At 66.4% G+C, this 21,427-nt stretch carries 23 protein-coding genes; 7 read left to right on the top strand and 16 right to left on the bottom strand.

Annotated elements, in window-relative coordinates:
* Positions 1–2 precede the first annotated feature (2 nt).
* The 5 genes from QE449_RS03340 to QE449_RS03320 form a co-directional block, all read right to left on the bottom strand.
* Complete coding sequence (locus QE449_RS03340; protein WP_056441517.1) at positions 3–872, bottom strand: ABC transporter permease; 870 nt, start codon at positions 870–872, stop codon at positions 3–5.
* 4 nt (positions 873–876) lie between these two features.
* On the bottom strand, positions 877–1,680 hold the full coding sequence (locus QE449_RS03335) for an ABC transporter permease (RefSeq protein ID WP_051613460.1): 804 nt from the start codon (positions 1,678–1,680) through the stop codon (positions 877–879).
* A gap of 131 nt (positions 1,681–1,811) precedes the next feature.
* The gene (locus QE449_RS03330) at positions 1,812–2,696 is read right to left on the bottom strand and encodes a 3-hydroxybutyryl-CoA dehydrogenase (protein WP_082544301.1); all 885 of its coding nucleotides are present in this window, start codon (positions 2,694–2,696) and stop codon (positions 1,812–1,814) included.
* 160 nt (positions 2,697–2,856) lie between these two features.
* Positions 2,857–4,146 carry an isocitrate lyase gene (gene aceA, locus QE449_RS03325; RefSeq protein ID WP_027506305.1) on the bottom strand — a complete coding sequence of 430 codons (1,290 nt, stop codon included), beginning with the start codon at positions 4,144–4,146 and terminating at the stop codon, positions 2,857–2,859.
* Positions 4,147–4,496: 350 nt separating this feature from the next.
* Positions 4,497–4,859 (bottom strand): hypothetical protein, encoded by a 363-nt coding sequence (locus QE449_RS03320; protein WP_037186125.1) that lies wholly within the window; start codon positions 4,857–4,859, stop codon positions 4,497–4,499.
* Positions 4,860–5,035: 176 nt separating this feature from the next.
* Here QE449_RS03320 and ramB point away from each other — a divergent pair, with 176 nt between their 5' ends.
* The gene (ramB, locus tag QE449_RS03315; RefSeq protein ID WP_027506304.1) at positions 5,036–6,448 is read left to right on the top strand and encodes an acetate metabolism transcriptional regulator RamB; all 1,413 of its coding nucleotides are present in this window, start codon (positions 5,036–5,038) and stop codon (positions 6,446–6,448) included.
* Between the two features lies 1 nt (position 6,449).
* Here ramB and QE449_RS03310 read toward each other — a convergent pair whose 3' ends face one another.
* Positions 6,450–6,944: a DUF2029 domain-containing protein gene (locus tag QE449_RS03310; protein ID WP_307108212.1), complete on the bottom strand. Its 495-nt coding sequence runs from the start codon at positions 6,942–6,944 to the stop codon at positions 6,450–6,452.
* A complete protein-coding gene (locus QE449_RS03305) occupies positions 6,941–7,174 on the bottom strand; it encodes a helix-turn-helix transcriptional regulator (protein WP_027506302.1) in 234 nt (77 codons plus the stop codon). Before QE449_RS03305 ends, QE449_RS03310 begins: the two co-directional genes overlap by 4 nt.
* Positions 7,175–7,266: 92 nt before the next feature.
* Here QE449_RS03305 and QE449_RS03300 point away from each other — a divergent pair, with 92 nt between their 5' ends.
* Positions 7,267–7,803, top strand: coding sequence for a carboxymuconolactone decarboxylase family protein (locus QE449_RS03300; protein ID WP_307108211.1), 537 nt, complete (start codon positions 7,267–7,269; stop codon positions 7,801–7,803).
* A gap of 59 nt (positions 7,804–7,862) precedes the next feature.
* Here the strand turns inward: QE449_RS03300 and lpdA are convergent, their stop codons facing one another.
* Together lpdA and QE449_RS03290 are read right to left on the bottom strand one after the other, a co-directional pair.
* Positions 7,863–9,266 (bottom strand): dihydrolipoyl dehydrogenase, encoded by a 1,404-nt coding sequence (gene lpdA / locus QE449_RS03295; protein ID WP_307108210.1) that lies wholly within the window; start codon positions 9,264–9,266, stop codon positions 7,863–7,865.
* Positions 9,267–9,364: 98 nt separating this feature from the next.
* On the bottom strand, positions 9,365–10,213 hold the full coding sequence (locus tag QE449_RS03290) for an aldo/keto reductase (RefSeq protein ID WP_222638048.1): 849 nt from the start codon (positions 10,211–10,213) through the stop codon (positions 9,365–9,367).
* A gap of 179 nt (positions 10,214–10,392) precedes the next feature.
* Here QE449_RS03290 and QE449_RS03285 point away from each other — a divergent pair, with 179 nt between their 5' ends.
* Positions 10,393–10,815, top strand: a complete 423-nt coding sequence (locus QE449_RS03285) for a nitroreductase/quinone reductase family protein (RefSeq protein WP_027506298.1) — start codon at positions 10,393–10,395, stop codon at positions 10,813–10,815.
* Positions 10,816–10,836: 21 nt separating this feature from the next.
* Here the strand turns inward: QE449_RS03285 and QE449_RS03280 are convergent, their stop codons facing one another.
* Together QE449_RS03280 and QE449_RS03275 are read right to left on the bottom strand one after the other, a co-directional pair.
* Positions 10,837–11,796 (bottom strand): dipeptidase, encoded by a 960-nt coding sequence (locus tag QE449_RS03280; protein ID WP_307108209.1) that lies wholly within the window; start codon positions 11,794–11,796, stop codon positions 10,837–10,839.
* A complete protein-coding gene (locus QE449_RS03275) occupies positions 11,793–12,410 on the bottom strand; it encodes a TMEM175 family protein (protein ID WP_307108208.1) in 618 nt (205 codons plus the stop codon). Before QE449_RS03275 ends, QE449_RS03280 begins: the two co-directional genes overlap by 4 nt.
* Before the next feature lie 52 nt (positions 12,411–12,462).
* Between QE449_RS03275 and QE449_RS03270 the strand changes: the two genes are divergently transcribed.
* The gene (locus QE449_RS03270; RefSeq protein ID WP_307108207.1) at positions 12,463–14,526 is read left to right on the top strand and encodes a prolyl oligopeptidase family protein; all 2,064 of its coding nucleotides are present in this window, start codon (positions 12,463–12,465) and stop codon (positions 14,524–14,526) included.
* A gap of 1 nt (position 14,527) precedes the next feature.
* On the opposite strand, the gene ppk2 is transcribed toward QE449_RS03270, so the two are convergent.
* Entirely contained in the window at positions 14,528–15,394 is an 867-nt protein-coding gene (gene ppk2, locus QE449_RS03265; protein WP_027506294.1) for a polyphosphate kinase 2, read from the bottom strand.
* Between the two features lie 171 nt (positions 15,395–15,565).
* Here ppk2 and QE449_RS03260 point away from each other — a divergent pair, with 171 nt between their 5' ends.
* Positions 15,566–15,796: a PspC domain-containing protein gene (locus QE449_RS03260; protein ID WP_037186123.1), complete on the top strand. Its 231-nt coding sequence runs from the start codon at positions 15,566–15,568 to the stop codon at positions 15,794–15,796.
* A gap of 22 nt (positions 15,797–15,818) precedes the next feature.
* Here the strand turns inward: QE449_RS03260 and QE449_RS03255 are convergent, their stop codons facing one another.
* Both QE449_RS03255 and QE449_RS03250 read right to left on the bottom strand, forming a co-directional pair.
* Positions 15,819–15,968, bottom strand: a complete 150-nt coding sequence (locus QE449_RS03255) for a hypothetical protein (protein WP_222632006.1) — start codon at positions 15,966–15,968, stop codon at positions 15,819–15,821.
* Positions 15,969–16,116: 148 nt separating this feature from the next.
* Complete coding sequence (locus tag QE449_RS03250; RefSeq protein WP_222632008.1) at positions 16,117–17,556, bottom strand: glucose-6-phosphate dehydrogenase (NADP(+)); 1,440 nt, start codon at positions 17,554–17,556, stop codon at positions 16,117–16,119.
* Between the two features lie 78 nt (positions 17,557–17,634).
* Between QE449_RS03250 and QE449_RS03245 the strand changes: the two genes are divergently transcribed.
* Complete coding sequence (locus QE449_RS03245; RefSeq protein ID WP_027506292.1) at positions 17,635–18,237, top strand: hypothetical protein; 603 nt, start codon at positions 17,635–17,637, stop codon at positions 18,235–18,237.
* A 6-nt stretch (positions 18,238–18,243) separates the two neighbouring features.
* On the opposite strand, the gene QE449_RS03240 is transcribed toward QE449_RS03245, so the two are convergent.
* Together QE449_RS03240 and QE449_RS03235 are read right to left on the bottom strand one after the other, a co-directional pair.
* Positions 18,244–18,927, bottom strand: a complete 684-nt coding sequence (locus QE449_RS03240) for a hypothetical protein (RefSeq protein WP_307108206.1) — start codon at positions 18,925–18,927, stop codon at positions 18,244–18,246.
* A gap of 120 nt (positions 18,928–19,047) precedes the next feature.
* Positions 19,048–19,344, bottom strand: coding sequence for a hypothetical protein (locus QE449_RS03235; RefSeq protein ID WP_056441499.1), 297 nt, complete (start codon positions 19,342–19,344; stop codon positions 19,048–19,050).
* Positions 19,345–19,490: 146 nt separating this feature from the next.
* On the opposite strand from QE449_RS03235, the gene htpG reads away from it, so the two are divergent.
* Positions 19,491–21,404: a molecular chaperone HtpG gene (gene htpG / locus QE449_RS03230; protein ID WP_307108205.1), complete on the top strand. Its 1,914-nt coding sequence runs from the start codon at positions 19,491–19,493 to the stop codon at positions 21,402–21,404.
* Positions 21,405–21,427: the final 23 nt, after the last annotated feature.

Here is a 21,427-nt window from a genome sequence, read left to right as displayed (position 1 = left end):
CCCTACCCCGAGATCCTGATGCCGACGTCGACTCCCCAGATGACCACGGTGAGGATCATGTCGAGGACGACGATGACGATGAGCGACGCGCGGATCGCGCGGCCCGACGCACGGCCGACACCCTCGGGTCCGCCCGTCGCGTAGTAGCCCTGGTAGCCATGGATCATGATGACGGCGCCGACGAAGATGGTGGCCTTGAGCAGCGAGTACAGCAGATCCGATGGCTGCAGGAACGCCGAGAAGTAGTGGTCGTACGTCCCCGACGACTGATCGCCGAACGCGGCGACGATGAACGCACACGAGACGTAGCTCAGGATCAGCGTGAGCAGGTACAGCGGGATGATCGTGACCACGCCGGCGATGACGCGCGTGGTGACGACGAACGGGATCGAGCGGATCCCCACCACCTCGAGCGCGTCGATCTCCTCGGAGATGCGCATCGCACCGATCTCCGCCGTCATGCGGCATCCCGCCTGGGAGGCGAACCCGATCGCGGCGATCATCGGGGCGAGTTCCCGCGTGCTGGCGTAGGCCGAGATGAAGCCCGTGAGAGGACCCATGCCGACGAGATTCAGGGCGTTGTAACCCTCGATCCCGATGGACGACCCCACGGCCACGCCGAGGATGACCAGCACCGAGACGGTACCGCCGCCGACCACGAGATTACCGCTGCCCCAGGTGATGTCGGTGAGCACGATCATGGTCTGGCGCCGGTAGGCACGCAGGGTGTGCGGGATCGCGACGAGCACCTGCCACACGAAGGTGAGCTGATGCCCGAGGTGCTCGACCAGCCCGAGCGGTACGCGAGCGATGCGCTTGCCGCCGCGGACGAGCGGCGCGGTGCCGGGCGGGGTGTAGCGGGCGACGGTCATGGCGTCACCCGAGCCGCTGCGGAAGGAACATCGACACCAACTGGGTGGCGAGGACGTTGACGATGAAGGCCGACAGCACACCGACGACGACCGAGGCGTTCACCGCGTTCGCGACACCGCGAGGGCCCGACGTGGCCTCGAATCCGCGCTGGCACGCGACGAGAACCACGATGATGCCGAAGATCTCGGCCTTCACCATCGCGACGACCAGATCGGTGGTCGAGGCGAAGGACGCGAAGGAGGACAGGTAGCTGCCCGGCGTACCGCCCTGGAACCCGACGTTGACGACGTACCCGGACACCAGACCCATGAAGATGACCAGCGAGCACAGCAGCGGTGCGACGACGAGCATGGCGGCGAGCCGGGGAGTCGCGAGCCGACGCACCGGGTCGATACCCATGACGCGCATCGCGTCGATCTCCTCGCGCACCGTGCGGGCACCGAGATCGGCCGCGATCGCGGATCCTGCTGCGCCGCCCAGCAACAGCGCGGTCACGATGGGCGCTCCCTGGCGGATGACTCCGAGGCCGCCCGCGGCGCCCGCGATGGACGTGGCACCGATCTGATTGGTCAGGCTGCCCACCTGGACCGAGACGATGACGCCGAACGGCACCGAGACGAGAACGGCGGGAAGCACGGTGACCGTGACCATGAACCACGCCTGGTCGAGGAACTCGCGCCAGGCGAAGCGCAGGCCCACCAGGTCCCGCACCAGGTGGCCGAACGCAGCGACCACGAGGTCGGCGAAACGACCCAGCGTGCGGGTGCCGGTGGTGACGCGGGAGACGAGCGGCATGCTGCGCGCCATGTCGATCCCCCCGTACGTCTCGAGTCAGTCGGACGCAGGTGGTGCGCCGCGCTGAAAACTAGCGCGGCAGAACGGGGATCGAGTCGGTTTCTCGGGAGTTCAGTGACGCCTGACAAACATCGGGCCCCGGACTAGGTCGCGATGCGACCGTTGACGTACTCGTAGAACCCGGCACTGGTCTTCTTGCCCAGCAGGCCGGCCTCGACCATGCGGAGCAGGAGAGGCGGCGGCGCGTACAGCGGTTCCTTGTACTCGGCGTACATCGAGTCGGCGATCGACTTCACGGTGTCGAGCCCGATGAGGTCCGACAGTGCGAGCGGGCCCATGGGATGCGCGAGGCCCAGCACCGTGGCCTTGTCGATGTCGTCGCGCGTGGCGAAGCCCGACTCGACCATGCGGATCGCCGAGAGGAGGTACGGCACCAGCAGAGCGTTGACGACGAAGCCGGACCTGTCCGCCGCGCGGACGACCTGCTTGCCGAGGACGTCCGCCGCGAAACGTTCCGCGCGTGCCAGGACGGCATCGGACGTCTTCAGCGACGAGATGAGTTCCACGAGAGGCAGAACCGGCACCGGGTTGAAGAAGTGCATGCCGATGACCCGCTCGGGGCGGGTCGTGGCCACGCCGAGCTTCATGATCGGGATCGACGAGGTGTTGGAGGCGAGCACCGCGTCGGGATCCGTGACCACCCTGTCGAGCTCGACGAAGAGGGCCGTCTTGATCCCCTCGTCCTCGAGCACGGCCTCGACGACGATCTCGCGATCGGCGAAGTCGGACAGCTGGGACGTGAAGGTCAACCGTGCGGCGGCCTGCTCACGTTCGCGCTCGGTGATCTTGCCGCTGCTGACGCCGCGGTCGAGCGACTTCAGGATGCGCGCCTTGCCCGCGGCAGCCAGTTCCCGTGTCTGCTCGAACACGATCACGTCGACGTGGGCGCGTGCGCACACCTCGGCGATTCCGGCCCCCATCTGTCCGGCGCCGACGATCCCGACACGTTCGATCTTGTCCACGGCCACGAAAACTCCTTCGAAATGGGACTCCCTGCGCGACAACGCGAGAGGGTGAGACGGGGGTAACTCTGCTCGGGCACGGGCGAAGCCCGCAGATACGAGACAGGCGGCCCGCAACGAAAGCTGCGAGCCGCCTGACTAGTGCGCAGAAAGCGCCGAGTGGGGGTTAATGAAACTGGCCCTCTTCGGTGGAGCCCTTCAGGGCTGCGGTCGACGTGTTGGGGTCGACGGTGGTGGCGATGCGGTCGAAGTAGCCGGCGCCGACCTCACGCTGGTGCTTGATGGCGGTGAAGCCCCGCTCCTCGGCTGCCTTGAACTCGCGCTCCTGCAGGTCGACGAACGCCGTCATGCCCTCGCGGGCGTAGCCGTGCGCCAGATCGAACATGCCGTAGTTGAGCGAGTGGAAGCCGGCGAGGGTGATGAACTGGAACTTGAAGCCCATCGCGCCGAGCTCCTTCTGGAACTTCGCGATGGTCGCGTCGTCCAGGTGCGCCTTCCAGTTGAAGGAGGGCGAGCAGTTGTAGGCGAGCAGCTGGTCGGGGAACTCGCTGCGGACCGACTCGGAGAACTTCTTGGCGACCTCGAGATCCGGCACGCCGGTCTCCATCCAGATGAGGTCGGCGTACGGGGCGTAGGCCTTCGCACGGGCGATGCAGGGCTCGATGCCGTTCTTCACGCCGAAGAAGCCCTCGGCGGTGCGGGTTCCGTCCAGGAACTCCTGGTCGCGCTCGTCGACGTCCGAGGTGATCAGCGTGGCTGCCTCGGCGTCGGTGCGGGCGATGATGACGGACGGCACGTCGGCCACGTCCGACGCGAGACGCGCGGAGGTCAGGGTGCGGATGTGCTGCTGGGTGGGGATGAGCACCTTGCCACCGAGGTGGCCGCACTTCTTCTCCGAGGCGAGCTGGTCCTCCCAGTGCACGCCTGCGGCGCCGGCCGCGATCATGGCCTTCTGCAGCTCGTAGGCGTTGAGCGCGCCACCGAAGCCGGCCTCGGCGTCCGCGACGACGGGCGCGAGCCAGTTCTTCACGGACGAGTCACCCTCGACCTTGGCGATCTCGTCGGCGCGCAGAAGAGCGTTGTTGATGCGGCGCACGACGCTCGGAACCGAGTTGGCCGGGTAGAGGCTCTGGTCCGGGTAGGTGTGGCCGGAGAGGTTGGCATCACCGGCGACCTGCCAGCCGGAGAGGTAGATGGCCTGGAGGCCGGCGCGCACCTGCTGCACGGCCTGGTTGCCGGTGAGGGCGCCCAGCGAGTTGATGTAGTCCTCGTTGTTCACGAGATCCCAGAGGATCTCCGAGCCGCGACGCGCGAGCGTGGCTTCCTCCACGACGCTACCCTGCAGGTCGGACACCTGCTGCGCGGTGAAGTTGCGGGTGACGCCCTTCCAGCGGGGATTGGTGTCCCAGTCCTTCTGGATCTCTTCCGTGGTCTTCGGTGTGCCGGTGGTCGACATCGAAAAGCTCCGTCTCTGTTGCGTCTGCGTCGGCAGCGTGCTCGTGCTTCGCAGGCTTGCCAGGCATATCGGATGTACGACCCCACGATGGCACAGAGAAAAAGTGGTGTCTACCTGCTGAGACTGTAAATCTACGCTAAGCAGTACGCGCGTTCTGCGAATATTGCGAAGAACATCGCTAGTGTCGTGGCGGCTCCGTACCCGTCAGTAACCTGATAACCGCAGTTCGGGAACGAAATGCACGCAATGCCGAACACCGACGAGATCGCCGTGCGACACGCTCACTCCCGGCGTCGCCCGCGGCCGGCTGTGACCACCGTCACCGTACGTTCGTACTGTTTTCTGGTGCGTCAGGCTGTCGCGGCGACCCGACGACGCTCGGTCAGCACTCCCAGGACACCCATCGCCGCGATCACGACGCCGCCGACGAGCGCGTAGTAGTCCGCCGTGCTCGCACCGGCGGGGAATGCGAGGACGACGGGTGACGTCGCCAGCACGACACCGAGTACGACGTGGGCCCAATGGCTCGAGCGCGATGCACTGCCCATGGCCCACAGCGCCGAGAATGCCGCCAGCAGACCCAGCACGAGGATGGCGCCGGCCACCTCGCTGCGGTGGGGCACCGGGAGCCAGAGCGTCGACAACACCAGAACGGTGCCTGCCACCAGCACCACCGCGTCGCGGGCAATTTCCTGTCGTACCGAGTGGGCCATCTCGCTTCTCCTCACAGTCGTCTCTCACGTGCACTGCACATCTGCCCCCTGCAACGCCCAGTGTGCGCCCGTCTTCCCCGGCGCGCCCGTGTGTGACAGACCAGACCTGAAACCCGTCTCACCTGCAAGGACCTGGCAAAGACGGGGTAATGCCGGGGGCGTCCTAGACTGTCCGCATGGCACGGACCTACGTCGGCGGCCGGCTTCGCCAACTGAGGGTCGAGCGAGGGTTGAGCCAAGCGGCGCTCGCCAAGCAGCTCGCGATCTCGGCCAGCTACCTCAACCAGATCGAGCACGACGTCCGACCGCTGTCGTCAGCGGTGTTGACGCGCATCACCGCAGTGTTCGGAGTCGACACCACGTTCTTCTCCACCCAGGACGACACGAGGCTCGTCGCCGAACTCCGCGAGGTGACCCTGGACCAGGACGTCGGAGTCGACGCGGACATCGACGAGCTGGCCGAACTCGTGGCCGACCACCCGGCGATGGCGCGAGCGATGGTCACCATGCATCGCCGGTACCGCAACACCACCGCCCAACTCGCGGCGGCGACCGAGGACCGCTTCGCCGACGGCAGCGGCAGCGGATCCATCTCGAAACCGCACGAGGAGGTCCGCGACTACTTCTACCAACGCCAGAACTACCTCGACGCACTCGATCGTGCGGCCGAGGACCTGGCGAACCGATTGCGTTTCCACCGGGCGGACGTCGCGGCCGAGATAGCCAAACGGCTCCGCAATCTGTACGACGTCCAGGTCATCGAGCGCATCGACCTGGGCGAGAACGTCCTGCACCGCTTCGACGCGCGGACCCGTGTTCTCGAGATCTCCCCGCGACTGTCGGCCGGCCAGAAGGTGTTCCGCTTCGCGGCCGAACTCGCGTACCTGGAGAACGGCGACCTGATCCGCAGCATGGTCGAGGACGGGGGCTTCACCGGCGCGGAGTCGCGGGCACTCGCACGACTCGGCTTCGCCAACTACTTCGCCGCGGCGACCGTGCTTCCGTACGCGCGCTTCCACGAGGTGGCGGAGGATTTCCGGTACGACATCGAACGACTCTCCGCCTACTACGCGGTGAGTTACGAGACTATCTGTCACCGGCTCTCGACGCTGCAGCGGCCGTCGCTCCGCGGGGTCCCGTTCTCGTTCGTCCGGGTCGACCGTGCCGGCAACATGTCCAAACGCCAGTCGGCCACCGGGTTCCACTTCTCGTCGAGCGGCGGCACGTGCCCGCTGTGGAACGTGTACGAGACGTTCGCCTACCCGGGCAAGATCATGACCCAGATCGCCGAGATGCCCGACGGTCGGCGCTACCTGTGGATCGCGCGCACGGTGGAGCGGCGAGCGGCGCGCTACGGCGAACCCGGCAAGACCTTCGCCATCGGTCTGGGATGCGAAGTGCGTCACGGAAATAGGTTGGTCTACGCCGACGGCCTGGAGTTGGACGGATCCTCCGTGGCGACGCCGATCGGCGCCGGATGCCGCGTGTGCGAGCGTGCCCACTGCCCGCAGCGTGCGTTCCCGCCGCTGGGCAAGGAACTCGACATCGACGAACATCGAAGCTCGGTGTCGCCGTACACCATTCGCTGACTCAGTCCTCTTCGGTCTCGAACTGCTGCTTGCGACGGCGGCTGCGCCGGATCATCAGCGCCACCGCTCCGCCGCCGACGATCCCCCCGACCACCAGGCCCGCCCACGTGTCGGCTCCCGCGCGGCTCGGCAGGTACTTGTCGGGAGCGAGCGTCACGCCGATGCCGACGAATGCGACGAGCATCAACGCGGCAGTCACGTTGGCACGCGCCGTGAACCACCGCGACTCTGCGAACAGGTCGACGTTCTGGGACTTGGCGTACCCGATGGTCGCGTAGTTCACGACCGCACCGAAGACGATGATACCCAACGCGATCCACGCACCTGTCGGACCGGCAACCCATGGGAGGACGGCGGCGGCGATCAGCCCGCCGAAGATGTGCAATTGCAGACCCACGGCGGCTGCCTCGTTCCACACGTCTCTCTGACGCTCGTCGTCATAGAACTCGCTGTCCAGATCGCCGACCATTCGCATTGACGAGGTGAAGATGCTCATGTCGATTCCTCCTCAGGTTCGAGCCGATCATCGGGGGTGAGCGGGAAGAGATCCTCGACCGTCGAGTCAAGCGCTCCCGCCAGCTTCAGGGCCAGGTACACGCTGGGCGAATAGTCGCCACCCTCGACCGAGACGATCGACTGCCGGCTCACTCCGCACGCCCGCCCCAGTTCCGCCTGGGTCAGGCGCGACGACTTACGGAACTCCCGCACCCGGTTCGTCACGACCATGATCCGAGTCAACTCCACTTGTCATTATGTGTCAAGACTTCTTGACATCAGATCACCGAGAGGCGGACGACTCGGGTGTTAGCCTCAGCGACGTGACAGGACACCGCACCCCTCCGGCCACCCTCCGCTCGCTGCGTCCCGTCAACTGGGGCATCGCCCAACTGGCCGGCGCGGTCACCCGCACCGGCGACATGCACCTGTTCTCCACTCTGGGACAGACGGGCGGCCTGTTCCGCGCCTGGCTGTTCTACAGCGGCCGCCTGATGCCGTTCGGTGGGTTGCCCCGCAAGGACACCGAGACGGTGATCCTGCGGGTCGCCGCACTCCGCGACTGCCGGTACGAACAGGACCATCACCTCCGTCTGGGCGCGCGCGCCGGCATCGACGACGCCCTCGCCGACGCCATCGCCGCCGGTCCCGACGCTCCGGGTCTCGACAGTCGGACCGCCCTGATCCTGCGGGCGGTGGACGAGCTGGTGTCGACGCGCGATCTGTCCGACGCCACGTGGACCGAGCTGACGACCGTCTGGTCGTCCCGATCGCTCATCGAGTTCGTGCTGCTGGTGACCCAGTACGACGGACTCGCCACCACGATCACGACACTGCGCATCCCCCGCGACTACCAGTAGCTGCACAGACGAGAACACCCCGGTCGCTCGTGAGCGGCCGGGGTGTTCTCGTCGGAAGATCAGAAGTTGATCATGTGCCCTGCGAGGCCGTGGATGGCCTCCTGCAGTGCCTCGGACAGCGTCGGGTGCGTGTGCACGTTGCGCGCGAGTTCGGTGGCCGTCAGATCCCACTTCTGCGCGAGCGTCAGCTCCGGGAGGAGCTCCGAGACGTCGGGTCCGATGAGGTGCCCGCCGAGCAGCTCGCCGTGCTTCGTGTCGGCGATGAGCTTGACGAAGCCGGTGGGATCGCCGAGTCCGTGTGCCTTGCCGTTCGCCGTCATGGGGAACGTCGCGACCTTGATGTCGTGGCCGGCGTCCTTGGCCTGCTGCTCGGTGAGACCGAAGCTGGCCACCTGGGGCTGGCAGAAGGTCGCGCGCGGCATGAAGCGGTAATCGTCGATGGGAAGCGTCTCGGCGCCGCCGATGGTCTCGGCCGCCACGACACCCTGTGCCTCGGCGACGTGGGCGAGCTGCAGCTTCGCCGTCACGTCACCGATCGCGTAGATGTGCGGCACGTTGGTGCGCATGACCGAGTCGATGGCGATGGCCCCGCGATCGGTGACCTCGACGCCCGTCTTGTCGAGCCCGAATCCCTCGACACGAGGAGCGAATCCGACGGACTGCATGACCTTGTCGACGGTGACCGTCTCGGTCTCGCCGCTGTTGTTGTTCTTGATCGCGACGGTGACCTTGCTGCCGTCGTCGTCGATGCTCTGCACCGCGGCGCCGGTCATGATCTTCACGCCGAGCTTCTTGTACTGCTTGGCGATCTCCTTGGAGACGTCCTCGTCCTCGTTCGGGAGCGCGCGATCGAGGAACTCGACGATGGTGACGTCGACGCCGTAATTCTTCAGGACGTACCCGAACTCCATGCCGATGGCGCCCGCGCCGACGATGAGGATGGAGCCCGGGAGCTCCTTCGTCATGATCTGCTCTTCGTACGTCACGACGTTCTCGCTCAGCGACGTTCCCGGCAGCAGCTTCGTGGTGCTGCCGGTGGAGATGATCGCGTTGTCGAAGGTGACGGTCTCGCTGCCACCCTTCGTCAGCTCCACCTCGATGGTGTTGGCGTCGGTGAACGACCCCTTGCCGTCGAGCTGGTCGATCTTGTTCTTCTTCATCAGGAAGTGGATGCCCTTGACGCGACCGTCCGCGACCTTGCGGCTGCGATCGTAGGCAGCGCCGAAGTCGAACGACACGTCACCGGAGATGCCGAACTGCTTGGCTTCCTTGGTGAACAGGTGCGCCAGTTCGGCGTTGCGCAGCAGAGCCTTGGACGGGATGCAGCCCACGTTGAGGCAGACACCGCCCCAGTACTTCTGCTCGATGATGGCGGTTTTCAGGCCCAGCTGCGCCGCGCGGATGGCTGCGACGTACCCACCGGGTCCGGCTCCGAGAACGACGACGTCATAGTGTGAGGTCACGGTTGTCCACCTTAGTCCCGTCGATCCGGACACACATCGAAAGGTCCGGCTACTGGCTGGTAACCGGGCCTTTCGTGTCTTTATTTCAGCGGCTCTACTCAGTCGGGGATCATGTCGAACGTGTCGGGGTTCGGGCCGGTGCGGCCGTCCTCACCCTTGTCCAGCGCCGAGATGTCGGCGATCTGACGGTCGTCGAGTTCGAAGTCGAAGATGTCGAAGTTCGCCTCGACGCGCTCGCGCGTGACCGACTTCGGGAAGATGATGTCGCCGCGCTGGATGTGCCAGCGGAGGGTGACCTGCGCGGTGGTCTTGCCGACGTCCTTCGCGATGCGCTCGAGCTCGGGGTCATCGAGAACCTTGCCCTGTGCGATGGGTGACCACGCCTCGGTGGCGATGCCGTGCTCCGCGCCGTACGCGCGCACCTGGTAGTTCGAGAAGTACGGGTGGACCTCGATCTGGTTGACCGACGGGACGGTCTCGGTCTCCTGCGCCAACTTCTCGAGGTGCGGCACCTGGAAGTTCGAGACACCGATGCTGCGCGCCCGTCCGTCCTTCGTGAACTCCTCGAGCACCTTCCAGGTGGAGACGTAGTCACCGTCGTACTGCGTCGGCAGCGGCCAGTGGATGAGGAACAGGTCGATGTAGTCGGTGCCCAACTTCTCGAGTGTCTCGTCGAACGAGCGACGGGCGTCGTCGGGGCGGTGGAAGCCGTTGTTCAGCTTGCTGGTGATCCAGACGTCGTCACGGGAGACGCCCGAGTCCTTCACTCCCTGGCCGGTCTCCTTCTCGTTGCCGTACATCTGCGCGGTGTCCAGGTGGCGGTAGCCCACCTCGATCGCGGTGCGGACGGCATCGGCGGTCTTCTCCGGCTCGATCTGGAAGACGCCGAAACCCAGCTGGGGGATGGACCGGCCGTCGTTGAGGGAGAGGGAAGGAACGTGGCTCATGTGCGTGAACTCCTGTTCGTTGTTCGTGATCCGAGTTCGTGCTCGTGTGCGCGGAGTACCCCGCGACGGGGGCGGTGAAGCCACCCGCGGGCGCCCCGCTCCTCTGGTGCAACGGGTGTGTCGAATCGTTATTCCGGATCGATGGTCGTCGCGACGACGAGGACACCAGAATGACCACCATGAGCGACTTCAACTCGATGGTCATCGCGGAGTTCCGCGACAACGGTGGACACGTGGCGACAGCCGGGTTCGGCGACAACCTCGTGGTGCTGCACTCGATCGGTGCACGCAGCGGCGAGGTGCGGCTCAACCCGCTCTTCGCGATCTCCGAGAACGGCACCTGGTTGGTGGTGGGCTCCGCGGCCGGGGCGGTGAAGGATCCCGCATGGGTGCACAACCTCCGGGCTCACCCACGCATCGACATGGAGGTCCCCGGCGACGACGCGACCGTACGCACCATCGCCGTCGACGTCACCGAGGTGCCCGACGACGAATGGGAGACTCACTGGGCGAAGTTCACCTCGGCGTCCCCCGGCTTCCTCGAGTACACGACGACGGCGGAGGGGCGACAGTTCCCGATCTTCCGCCTGACGCCCGCCTGACAGGGTCGGGTCCAGCCGGCGTCAGATCCACACGGCGTCGGCCACGCGGCGGAAGTTGCCGCCGAACACAGCCGCCACCGCACTCTCGTCCCAGCCGCGCTCGGCGAGCACGGCCGGGAGCGTGTGGGTGTCCTCGGGCGGAACCCACTGCAGTGCCCCGTATCTCGTGTACTCCTCGGAGAACGCCTCGGGGTGGAGTGCCAACTCGGTGTTGAAGTCCTCGTGGTCGAAGGAGTAGTCGCTGCCGACACCGATGTGATCGATCCCGACAAGGTCGACTCCGTACTCGACGTGGTCGGCCATGGCGCGCACCCGATCCGCGCGACGTTCGGGTTCGTTGACGCCGAGGAAGATGCCCACCCCGTTGATGCCGACCACGCCGCCGGTGTCGGCGCACGCACGCGCCTGCTCGTCGGTGATGTTCCGCGGATGTTCCCACAGCGCAGCGAAATTGGAATGACTGTAGATCATCGGCCGGGACGTCGTCGCGGCGATGTCGAGCCCCGTCCGCCGGGAACAGTGCGACCCGTCCGCTGCCATGCCCGCCTCGTTCATCGCCCGGATCAGGTCGCGTCCGTGGGCGGTGAGACCCGTGTCGACGGCGTCGAGGCATCCGCATCCCGCGGCGTTCGCATGGTTGTAGGTGGGCAGCATCGAGCGCACGCCCAGTTCGACGAAGTAGCGCACGTTGTCGAGGTCGCCGTCGAGAGGAGCGGAGTCCTCGAGGTCGAAGGCGAGGGCACGCAGTCCCCGTCGTCGGGCCTCGTCGATGTCGGCCACGCTCCGCGCCGGAAGGAAGCGACCGTCCGCAAGTGCCCGCGCACTCCACGTCGTGGCCAACTCCGTCGCCGACGCCTTCGTGTGGGGCGAGTAGCCGACGTTGACGGAGAGGTAACTCCCCGCCTCGTACCGCGCCAGTTCGGTGATGTCGGTGTCCGCGTACAGCGGCAGGCAGGTGTGCTGCTCCCACAGCGCAGTCACCGCGCACCCCCGGCCAGCGCGCGAGAGAGCAACGGGGCGAACAGCATCGCGAGCAGTGCGTAGAGGCCCACCGACGGGATGAGCAGCGCCACCGCGGAGACCACCAGGAACAGAGCGACCGGAACCCAGGGCACCGCCGCTCCGCGCGCGCCGGGACGCAGGTCTCCACGCACGAAGCCCGCAGCGCGCACGCGTGCTGCGAGGAGACGGGACACGATCATGGTCACGGCGATGACCCCGAGGTACAGCCCCACCGACAACGGGTCCCCGTGGGGAGCCGCGACCTCCAGCACGGTCGCCACGGGCATCAGCACGATGCCGGCGAGCCACAGGAGGTTGAGCCGCACGACGACCTCGTCGTACCCCGTGACACGAGTGAAGAGCGCGTGATGATCGCGCCAGAACCCCGCGATGACCGCGAAGCTGATGCCCGCGGCCACGAGTGCGTAGCCGTTCTCCCGCAGGAACGCTCCCGCACCCTGCGGGGTGTCGCGGGCACTGTCCACGAGGGGGAGCACGACGAGCGTGATGGCGATCGCCACCACCGCGTCGGAGAAGAACACGATGCGGTCCAGCCCCTGCTGAGAGCGCACCTCGGTGTCGGGTTCGGTCACCTCGACACTGTAGGTGCGCCGTCCTGCTCGCGCGAGGGCGACCGCGGGCAGAATGGGCGATGTGACCGACAAGTACGAGTGGCTCGAAGACGTGACCGGCGACGCCGCCCTCGAGTGGGTGCGCGCCCGTAACGAGCGCACGGTCGACGAGTTCACCGCGAACGACGAGTTCCGGACGCTCGAGACCGACATCCGGAGCATTCTCGACACCGACGCGCGCATTCCGTACGCGCGCAAGCGCGGCGACCACCTCTACAACTTCTGGAAGGACGCGTCGCACCCCCGCGGGCTGTGGCGGCGCACCACCATGGAGGAGTACCGGAAGGACAGTCCCGCCTGGGACGTCATCATCGATCTCGATGCTCTCGCCGAGGCCGAGGGCGAGAACTGGGTGTGGAAGAGCGCGCAGGTGCTCCGTCCGTCGTTCGACCGCGCGCTGGTCTCCCTGTCGCGCGGCGGCGCGGACGCATCGGTGATCCGCGAGTACTCGCTCACGTCCCGCTCCTTCGTCGCACCCGACGAGGGTGGCTTCGTCGTCCCCGAGGCCAAGACGGACATCGACTGGATCGACGCGGACACGGTCTTCGTCGGCACGGATCTCGGACCCGGGTCGCTCACCGATTCCGGGTACCCCCGGCGCGCACATCGGTGGCTCCGTGGAACTCCTCTCGCGGAGGCTCCCGTCGTGTACGAGGGTGAGCAGACCGACGTCGCGGTGTCCGCCTCGCACGATGCGACGCCCGGCTTCGAGCGCAGCCTGGTCCAGCGCGCTACCGACTTCTTCAATGCCGTCACCTCCATTCTTCACGACGACGGATCGACCACGGTCCTCGACGTGCCCACCGATGCCTCGGTGTCCCTGCACGAGAACTGGTTGACCGTTCGCCTGACGACCGCATGGACCGTCGACGGCACCGAGTACGCCGCAGGGTCGCTGGTGGCCGCGAAGATCGACGAGTTTCTCTCCGGTGCAAGGGATCTGATCGTCGTCTTTGCTCCCGACGCCCGCACGTCGCTGCACCAGTACGCGTGGACCGAGAACCATCTGCTGATGGTGCTGCTCGAGGACGTCCGTTCCAGCGTGCACGTGGTGACGCTGGGCGACACGGTCACCTCCGAACGCCTGCAGGGACTCCCGGACGCCGTCGACGTCACCGTCATCGGCACCGACCCCGAGTTCGGCGGTGACGAGTACTTCCTCGACGCGAGCGGCCACCTCACTCCGTCCACTCTTCTGGTGGGCACCGTCGGGACCGATCCCGAGGTCCTGAAGTCCGCTCCCGCGTTCTTCGACACCACGGGCCTCGCGGTCGAGCAGTACTTCGCCACCTCACTCGACGGCACACGCGTGCCCTACTTCGTCGTACGGAACCCCGGAACGCAGGACCGTCCGACGGCCGCAGGCCCCACCCTCCTCTACGGATACGGCGGTTTCGAGGTCTCACTCACCCCCTCGTACAGCGGCGTGGTCGGCGCGGCCTGGCTGGCTCGGGGCGGTACCTACGTGGTGGCGAACATCCGCGGCGGCGGCGAGTACGGGCCGTCGTGGCACACCGAGGTGCTGAAGTCCGGTCGACACAAGGTGCACGAGGACTTCGCGGCGGTCGCGAGCGATCTGGTGGAGCGCGGCATCACCACCCCGGACCAGTTGGGCGCGCAGGGCGGCAGCAACGGCGGCCTGCTCATGGGCATCATGCTCACCAAGTACCCGGAGTCGTTCGGCGCCATCGTGTGTCAGGTGCCGCTCCTGGACATGAAGCGGTATCACCGCCTGCTGGCCGGGGCGTCGTGGATGGCCGAGTACGGAGATCCCGACGATCCCGACGAATGGGCCTTCATCTCCGAGTACAGCCCGTACCAGAACGTCTCACCGCCGGGGAACTCGATCGGTGTGTATCCGCCGATCCTCATCACGACGTCGACGAGGGACGACCGTGTGCACCCCGGGCACGCGCGCAAGATGGACGCCCTCCTCGAGGAGTACGGGTACGACGTCTCCTACTACGAGAACATCGAGGGCGGCCACGGCGGTGCGGCCGACAACACGCAGGCCGCATTCAAGTCCGCGCTGGCGTACACGTTCCTGTGGCGGACGCTCGGGGGCGGTACCCGCTAGGTCAGTCGGTGTCCGGTTCCGCAAGTCCGACGATGGACGGATCCGGGCGCCCCACCACCTCGTGGTCCTTGTTCGAGTAGTCGAAGCTGTTCAGCACGAAGCGCATCGCCTCGAGGCGGGCGCGTTTCTTGTCGTTGCTCTTCACCGTCGTCCAGGGGGCGTGATCGGTGTGGGTGAACCGGATCATGTCCTCCTTGGCCCTCGTGTACGCGTCCCACTTGTCCAGGGAGGCAAGGTCCATGGGCGAGAGCTTCCACTGCCGTACCGGATCGACCTGGCGGATGGCGAAGCGCGTCCGCTGTTCGAGCTGGGACACCGAGAACCAGAACTTGGTCAGCTGCACTCCGTCGTCGACGAGCATCTGCTCGAACAACGGTGCCTGGTGGAGGAATCGGTGATACTGCTCGTCGCTGCAGAATCCCATCACACGTTCCACGCCGGCCCGGTTGTACCAGGAGCGGTCGAACAGGACCAGCTCTCCGGCAGCCGGTAGGTGGGTGACGTACCGCTGGAAGTACCACTCCGTCGACTCGCGTGGCGACGGCTTCTCGAGTGCCACCACCCGCGCGCCGCGAGGGTTGAGATGCTCCATGAAGCGCTTGATCGTGCCGCCCTTGCCGGCGGCGTCGCGACCTTCGAAGACGATGACGTGGCGGCCACCGGTCTCCTTGATCCACATCTGCAGCTTCAGCAACTCGATCTGCAGAAGACGTTTCGTACCTTCGTATTCCGCGCGCGGCATCCGCTCGTCGTACGGGTACGCCTGGCGCCAGGTGTCCACCGGGACTCCGTCACCGGTCAGCAACACGGGGTCGTCGTCGTCGTCGTCCCGCACGCTGAACGACGAGGTGTCCGAGAGGTCCACGATCCGGGACAGGGCGAAGTCATCGAGAGCGGTCACGCCAGGAACCTACGAGCCGCCGGAGACGGGACGGTGATCACGGGGTGAACAGCAGATGCCGTGACAGGCGGAGTGTCAGGGTACGTCTCGGGGTGGTCACCGATGGTGCAGCGCCCGGGCGGAACTCAGGATGGAGACATGACATTCCACGAGAGCAACTCCACCGTCCACCCGAACCCGAACCACACCACGCAGCTGACGCGAAGCCGAGACGACGCCTGGATCGCCGGGGTCTGCGGCGGTGTCGCCGCGTACACCGGATGGGATCCCAGCCTGGTGCGCGCCCTCACCGTGGTCGGCGCCCTCGTCTCGTTCGGCACCGTCGCCCTGCTCTACCTCGCGATGGTCATGCTCGTTCCCCGAGCATGACCATCGCGGGGCGTCGCGGAGATCAGCTGCCGCTACCGGTCCCGCCGGTTCCGAGAAGACCGTCGAGCAGTCCTCCCACACCGTCGAGCACAGAATCCAGTGCGCCACCGAGCAGTCCACCACTCAGCAGGCCACCGTCGGTCCCACCACCGAGAATCAGATCGAGAAACATCCGTCGTCCCTTCTCCTACACCGCGCCAGGAATGACGGCGACGGCCCCGATGGCCGTGGGCTGGACTGTAAATGCCCGCGACCGTGAAAGGAATGGTTTCCTGCCGTAAAAGTCCGGATTCTCGGGAGCGGTCGACCTTACCGTCGAGTCACTTGTCTCCGGTCACCAACCAACCACAGGGAGAGGCCAAGTCGTTCGCTGCCTCGGGTCCCATCGAGCCGGGCTCGTACGGGAGCACGGCCGGCGGAGAGGTCAACAACGGTGCGGCGACCTCCCACACGTGAGCCAGTCCGTCGGGACGGGTGAACAACGACCGGTCACCGTCGAGTACGTCGAGAATGAGTCGTGAATAGGGCGACAGCGGCTCGGCGTCCGACACCGTCGACAGGTCGAGCGACATCCGACCGATCCCGAGGTCCTCGCCGGGGCCGGGCTCCTTGACCGTCATGGCGATGTCCACTCGGCCGTCGCCCGACAGGTCGAACGTCAGCACGGCGCCGTCGGCCGGCAGGTGCTTCACCGGTCCCTCGGGGCGACGGAACACCAGCGACACCCGCTGCGTGCTGGTTCCCAGCATCTTGCCGGTGCGCAGGACGAAGGGAACGTCGCGCCACCGGTCGGTGTCGACCCACATGCGTGCGGCGACGAACGTGTCGGTCGACGAATCGTCCGCGATCCCCTCGACGTCCTGGTAGCCGCGGTACTGACCGAGGACCACCTCGGACGTGTCGAGCGGGCGGAACGCCGCGATAACCGACTCGCGAGCGGTCTGCAGGTCGTCCGCACCCAGGCTGAGTGGGGGCTCCATGGCCACCTCCGCCGCGACCTGGAACAGGTGCGTCACCAACATGTCGAGCACGGCACCCGTGGCGTCGTAGAACTCGGCACGGTCGTCGATGTCCAGCGTCTCCGGTACGTCGATCTGCACCTGCTCCACGTGTTCCCGGTTCCAGATCCCCTCGATCATCCCGTTCGCGAAGCGCAGGATGTGCAGGTTCTGGGTGTTCTCCTTGCCGAGGAAGTGGTCGATCCGGTAGACCTGCTTCTCGTCGACGATGGCATGGACCGCCTCGTCGAGCTTCTCGAAGTTCTCCTGCGACGTGCCGAACGGCTTCTCGTAGACCACCCGCGCGCCCTCGGCGAGATCGTGTGCGCCGAGCGCCTCGGTGTAGTCGATGAAGGTCGAGGGCGGCAGCGCGATGTAGTGCACGAGCTGCACGTCGCCGCCCAGCTCGTCCTTCACGTCTCCGATGACCGACGGCAGATCACCCGGATCGTCGGCGGTGAATCCGTTGCCCGCGAAGCGAACACGGTCCGCGAACGACGACCACACCTTCTCGTCGATGCTGTCGACACCCTCCCCGGGACCGAACTCCTCGAGCGCCGCGCGGATGTGCTCGCGGAACTCGTCGTCGGTCTTCTCACCTCGACCGTTGCCCACCAACGCCCACTGCTCGGGCAGCAGTCCTTCCTGCGCAAGTTCGTAGAACGCCGGCAGCACCATGCGCTTGGCAAGGTCTCCCGTCGCCCCGAAGAGCACGAAGATGGTCGGAGCCCCGCCGGATTCGGATGTCGCAGTGTCAGCCATGCCTCCATGATGCCCAGTCGGGGGCTCCCCCGAACCTCGATCGCCTCACAGTGCCGCGTCGACGCTACTGTCGAGCCGGTGACACGATCGATCTTCGACGGCGACATCGCCGGTCTCGGGACCTCCAGCGGAACCAGGATCGTCGTCGGCCACTGGACGTCGTCGCCGCTGGGCGACTTCACCGATGTCATGGTCGAGTTCGCGGACGGCGAGCGCCTTCTGCTGGCACCGTCCGACGCGGTCCGCGAGTTCGTCACCGCGACCTACCACTTCGACACGACGACCATCACCGACGTCTCGTATCACCGCCGAGGTGACCGAGTCGGCGTCTCCGCGGGTGATCTCGAGGTGTCCTTCCAAATCGGCGGCCCGACACTGCTGGGTCGACTGCTCACCCTCGCACCGACGTCGGTGGTCACCGCACCCTGGTTCTGTACGGTGAGCGACCCGATCGCGCGGGTCGTGATGCGCGGCGTGCGGACCAGGGGCACCGCCGGCGGTGGGCGGCGCGAATACTACGGAGCGCGAGGGCAGCGCAGCATCGTCGGCGCGACGGCATCGTGGAAGGGCGACGATCTGGGACACCTGTCGCCGGTGGAGCCGCCGGTGCGATTCGGATTCGGGTCCACACCCGCGGCCCCGTCGACGACGCGGATACGCACGACGATCGACCACCGCTGACCGAGGTCACCGCAGGGTGGTGTTCTCGTCACGGGAGAGGAAGAACGCGTTCGAGCCGACGCGGGCGCACGCGACTCCGTCCTCCCGAGAGACGCAGAAGCTCTGCCCCGTGTTGATCACCTCGCCGTACTGCAGTGTGCGGATGTTCTCAGAGCCGGTGAAATAGCCCTGATTCGTGCAGTAGTGGATCGGCCCGGCGCTCTCCACACGGACGGCGTACTTGCTGGTGGCACCGTTCGAGCAGACCTCGCCCTCGTCGGGAGCGACACTGGACACGGCCTGGCATCCCAGGAATCCGACCGAGGTTCCGTTCGGGAAGAGCCCACACGACACATTCCCCGACGGCGTCCGGAAGTAGTACCCCTCACCCGCCCCGCCACTGTCGCGGAAGAGCTCGGGATCCACCGACACCTCCTGTGACCCCGGACGCGGGAGTGAGTCCGCCGGGTCTGCCGACTCTGCCGACGGCGACTGCTCGACCGGCTGTTCCTCTGCGCCCGGCTGATCCGACGCTGCACCGGTGGGCGGCTCGATCGGCGCCACGACCGATGTCCCCGTCGGCGTCACGACCGAGGTGTCAGCGGGCGCCGGAACCGCCGTCGCCGACGTCACCTGGTCCGGAGCCGAACATGCCCCCAGCACCGCGGCGCCGGCGACCAGGGTGGCCGCGACGGCAGCCCGTGTGCTCATCGAGAACGACATGTCGACTCCTGTCCGGAGCCGGCCGATCGCCGCCCCCTCTGACATACCCATCGGTCTCTTTCGTGGCGTCGTTACCTGTACTCACGTCACGATCAGGACACGAGCCGGCTAACTGCCGTCGAGGGGTGCGATGCCGGCGATGAGTTGGTACGGAGTCAGCGAGAAACCACGCTGAGGTCCGAACCAGCGAATGCAGTCGACCAGGATCGTGGTGCCCTTGGCGCGCTCCGCAGCAGCGACGTCCGGACACGTGGGGAAGATCCCCGGCACCACCTCGTAGTACAGCGGCCCGACGTAGGTCGGCTCCGCGGAGGCGGTTCCCGCCCCTGCCAGCACCGATCCCGCCGTGACGGCTCCGGCGGCGAGCACTCCACCGACCACTCGCCGTAGTCCGATTCGCACCATGACACACACCTTCCGATGGGAGAGCCCCGGCCTTCGAAAACCGTACCGTGCGGACTGTTACGGGGGAAGAGGCATGCGGGAACGCAGGCACGGTTGCCGTAAAATACGAGGGTCCACCAGGCACTTGTTTCGATCAGGGGAGTCACGTGACCGCGCACGTCGAAGAAATGCAGTTCCAGGCCGAGACCCGGCAGCTGTTGGATCTGATGATCCACTCGGTCTACTCCAACAAGGACTCGTTCCTCCGCGAGTTGGTGTCCAACTCGTCGGACGCGCTGGACAAGCTGCGACTCGAGTCGTTCCAGAACAAGGATCTCGGCGCCGACACCTCCGATCTCCACATCGACCTGGAGATCGACAAGGAGAACCGCACCCTCACCGTGCGGGACAACGGCATCGGCATGTCGCGCGACGAGGTCGTCGATCTCATCGGCACGCTCGCGAAGTCGGGCACCGCCGAGGTCCGCGCGAAGCTGAAGGAAGCGAAGGACGCGGCCGCGTCCGAGGAGCTCATCGGCCAGTTCGGCATCGGCTTCTACTCCACGTTCATGGTGGCCGACAAGGTCACCCTCGTGACCCGGCGCGCGGGTGAGGACTCCGCGACGCGCTGGGAGTCCAGCGGTGAGGGCACGTACACCATCGAGGAGGTGTCCGACGCGCCTCAGGGCAGCGCCGTGACCCTGCACCTGAAGCCGGCCGACGACGAAGACCACCTCTACGACTACACGTCCGAGCACAAGATCCGCGAACTGGTGAAGCGGTACTCGGACTTCATCGCGTGGCCCATCCGCATGCAGGTCGAGAAGACCACCGGCGAGGGCGACGACGCCACAACGGTGCTCGAGGACGAGACGGTCAACTCGATGAAGGCGCTGTGGACGCGCTCGAAGGACGAGGTCTCGGACGAGGAGTACACCGAGTTCTACCGCCACGTCAGCCATGCATGGGACGAGCCGCTCGAGGTCATCCCCATGAAGGCCGAGGGCACCTTCGAATACCAAGCGCTGCTGTTCATTCCGTCGCGCGCACCGTTCGACCTCTTCATGCGGGAGTCGAAGATCGGCATCCAGCTGTACGTGAAGCGCGTGTTCATCATCGACGACTGCGAGGAGCTGGTGCCCGAGTACCTGCGCTTCGTCAAGGGTGTCGTCGACGCGGCGGACCTGTCCCTCAACGTCTCTCGCGAGATCCTGCAGCAGGATCGCCAGATCCGCGCCATCCGGCGCCGCCTGACGAAGAAGGTGCTGAGCACAGTCAAGGATCTTCAGGCGAACCAGCCGGAGAAGTACACGACGTTCTGGACCGAGTTCGGCCGCGCCCTCAAGGAGGGCCTGCTCTCCGACCACGACAACCAGTCCACTCTCCTCGAGCTGTCGTCCTTCGCCAGCACCCACAGCGACGAGAAGCCGACCACGTTGGCCGAGTACGTCTCTCGGATGAAGGACGGCCAGGACGCGATCTACTACATGACCGGCGAGTCGCGCCAGCAGGTGGAGAACTCCCCGCACATGGAGGCGTTCACCGCCAAGGGACTCGAGGTGCTGATACTCACCGACGCCGTCGACGAGATGTGGACCGGATCCGTACCCGAGTTCGACGGGAAGCCGTTCCGTTCCATCGCGAAGGGTGCCGTCGATCTGGGTGACGACGAGGCGGAGACCGAGGAGAAGGACGCACGAAAGGCGCAGTTCGCCGACCTCACCTCGTGGATGGCCGAGACGCTGTCCGACGACGTGAAGGAGGTCCGCCTGTCCTCACGCCTGACCACCTCACCCGCGTGCATCGTGGGCGACGACTTCTCCCTGAGCCCGCAGCTCGAGAAGATGTACCGCGCCTCCGGCCAGCCGGTCCCCAAGACCAAGCGCATCCTCGAGCTCAACCCGGACCACGCACTGGTCACCGCGCTGGAGAAGGCCCATGCGGAGAAGAAGGACGAGATGGCGCTGGCCGAGACCGCCAAGCTGCTCTACGGCACAGCCCTGCTCGCCGAGGGTGGCGAGCTGGACGACCCGGCGTCGTTCGCGAAGTTGTTGGCGGAGAGGCTGACACGCACGATGTGAGTCGGGCAGGCCGGAGGCCGGTC

Origin of the sequence: Rhodococcus sp. SORGH_AS_0303 (assembly GCF_030819335.1) — a bacterium.
GTDB lineage: Bacteria > Actinomycetota > Actinomycetes > Mycobacteriales > Mycobacteriaceae > Rhodococcoides.
Note: the sequence above shows the minus strand (reverse complement) of the source record. Positions and strands in the feature narration are given on the sequence as shown.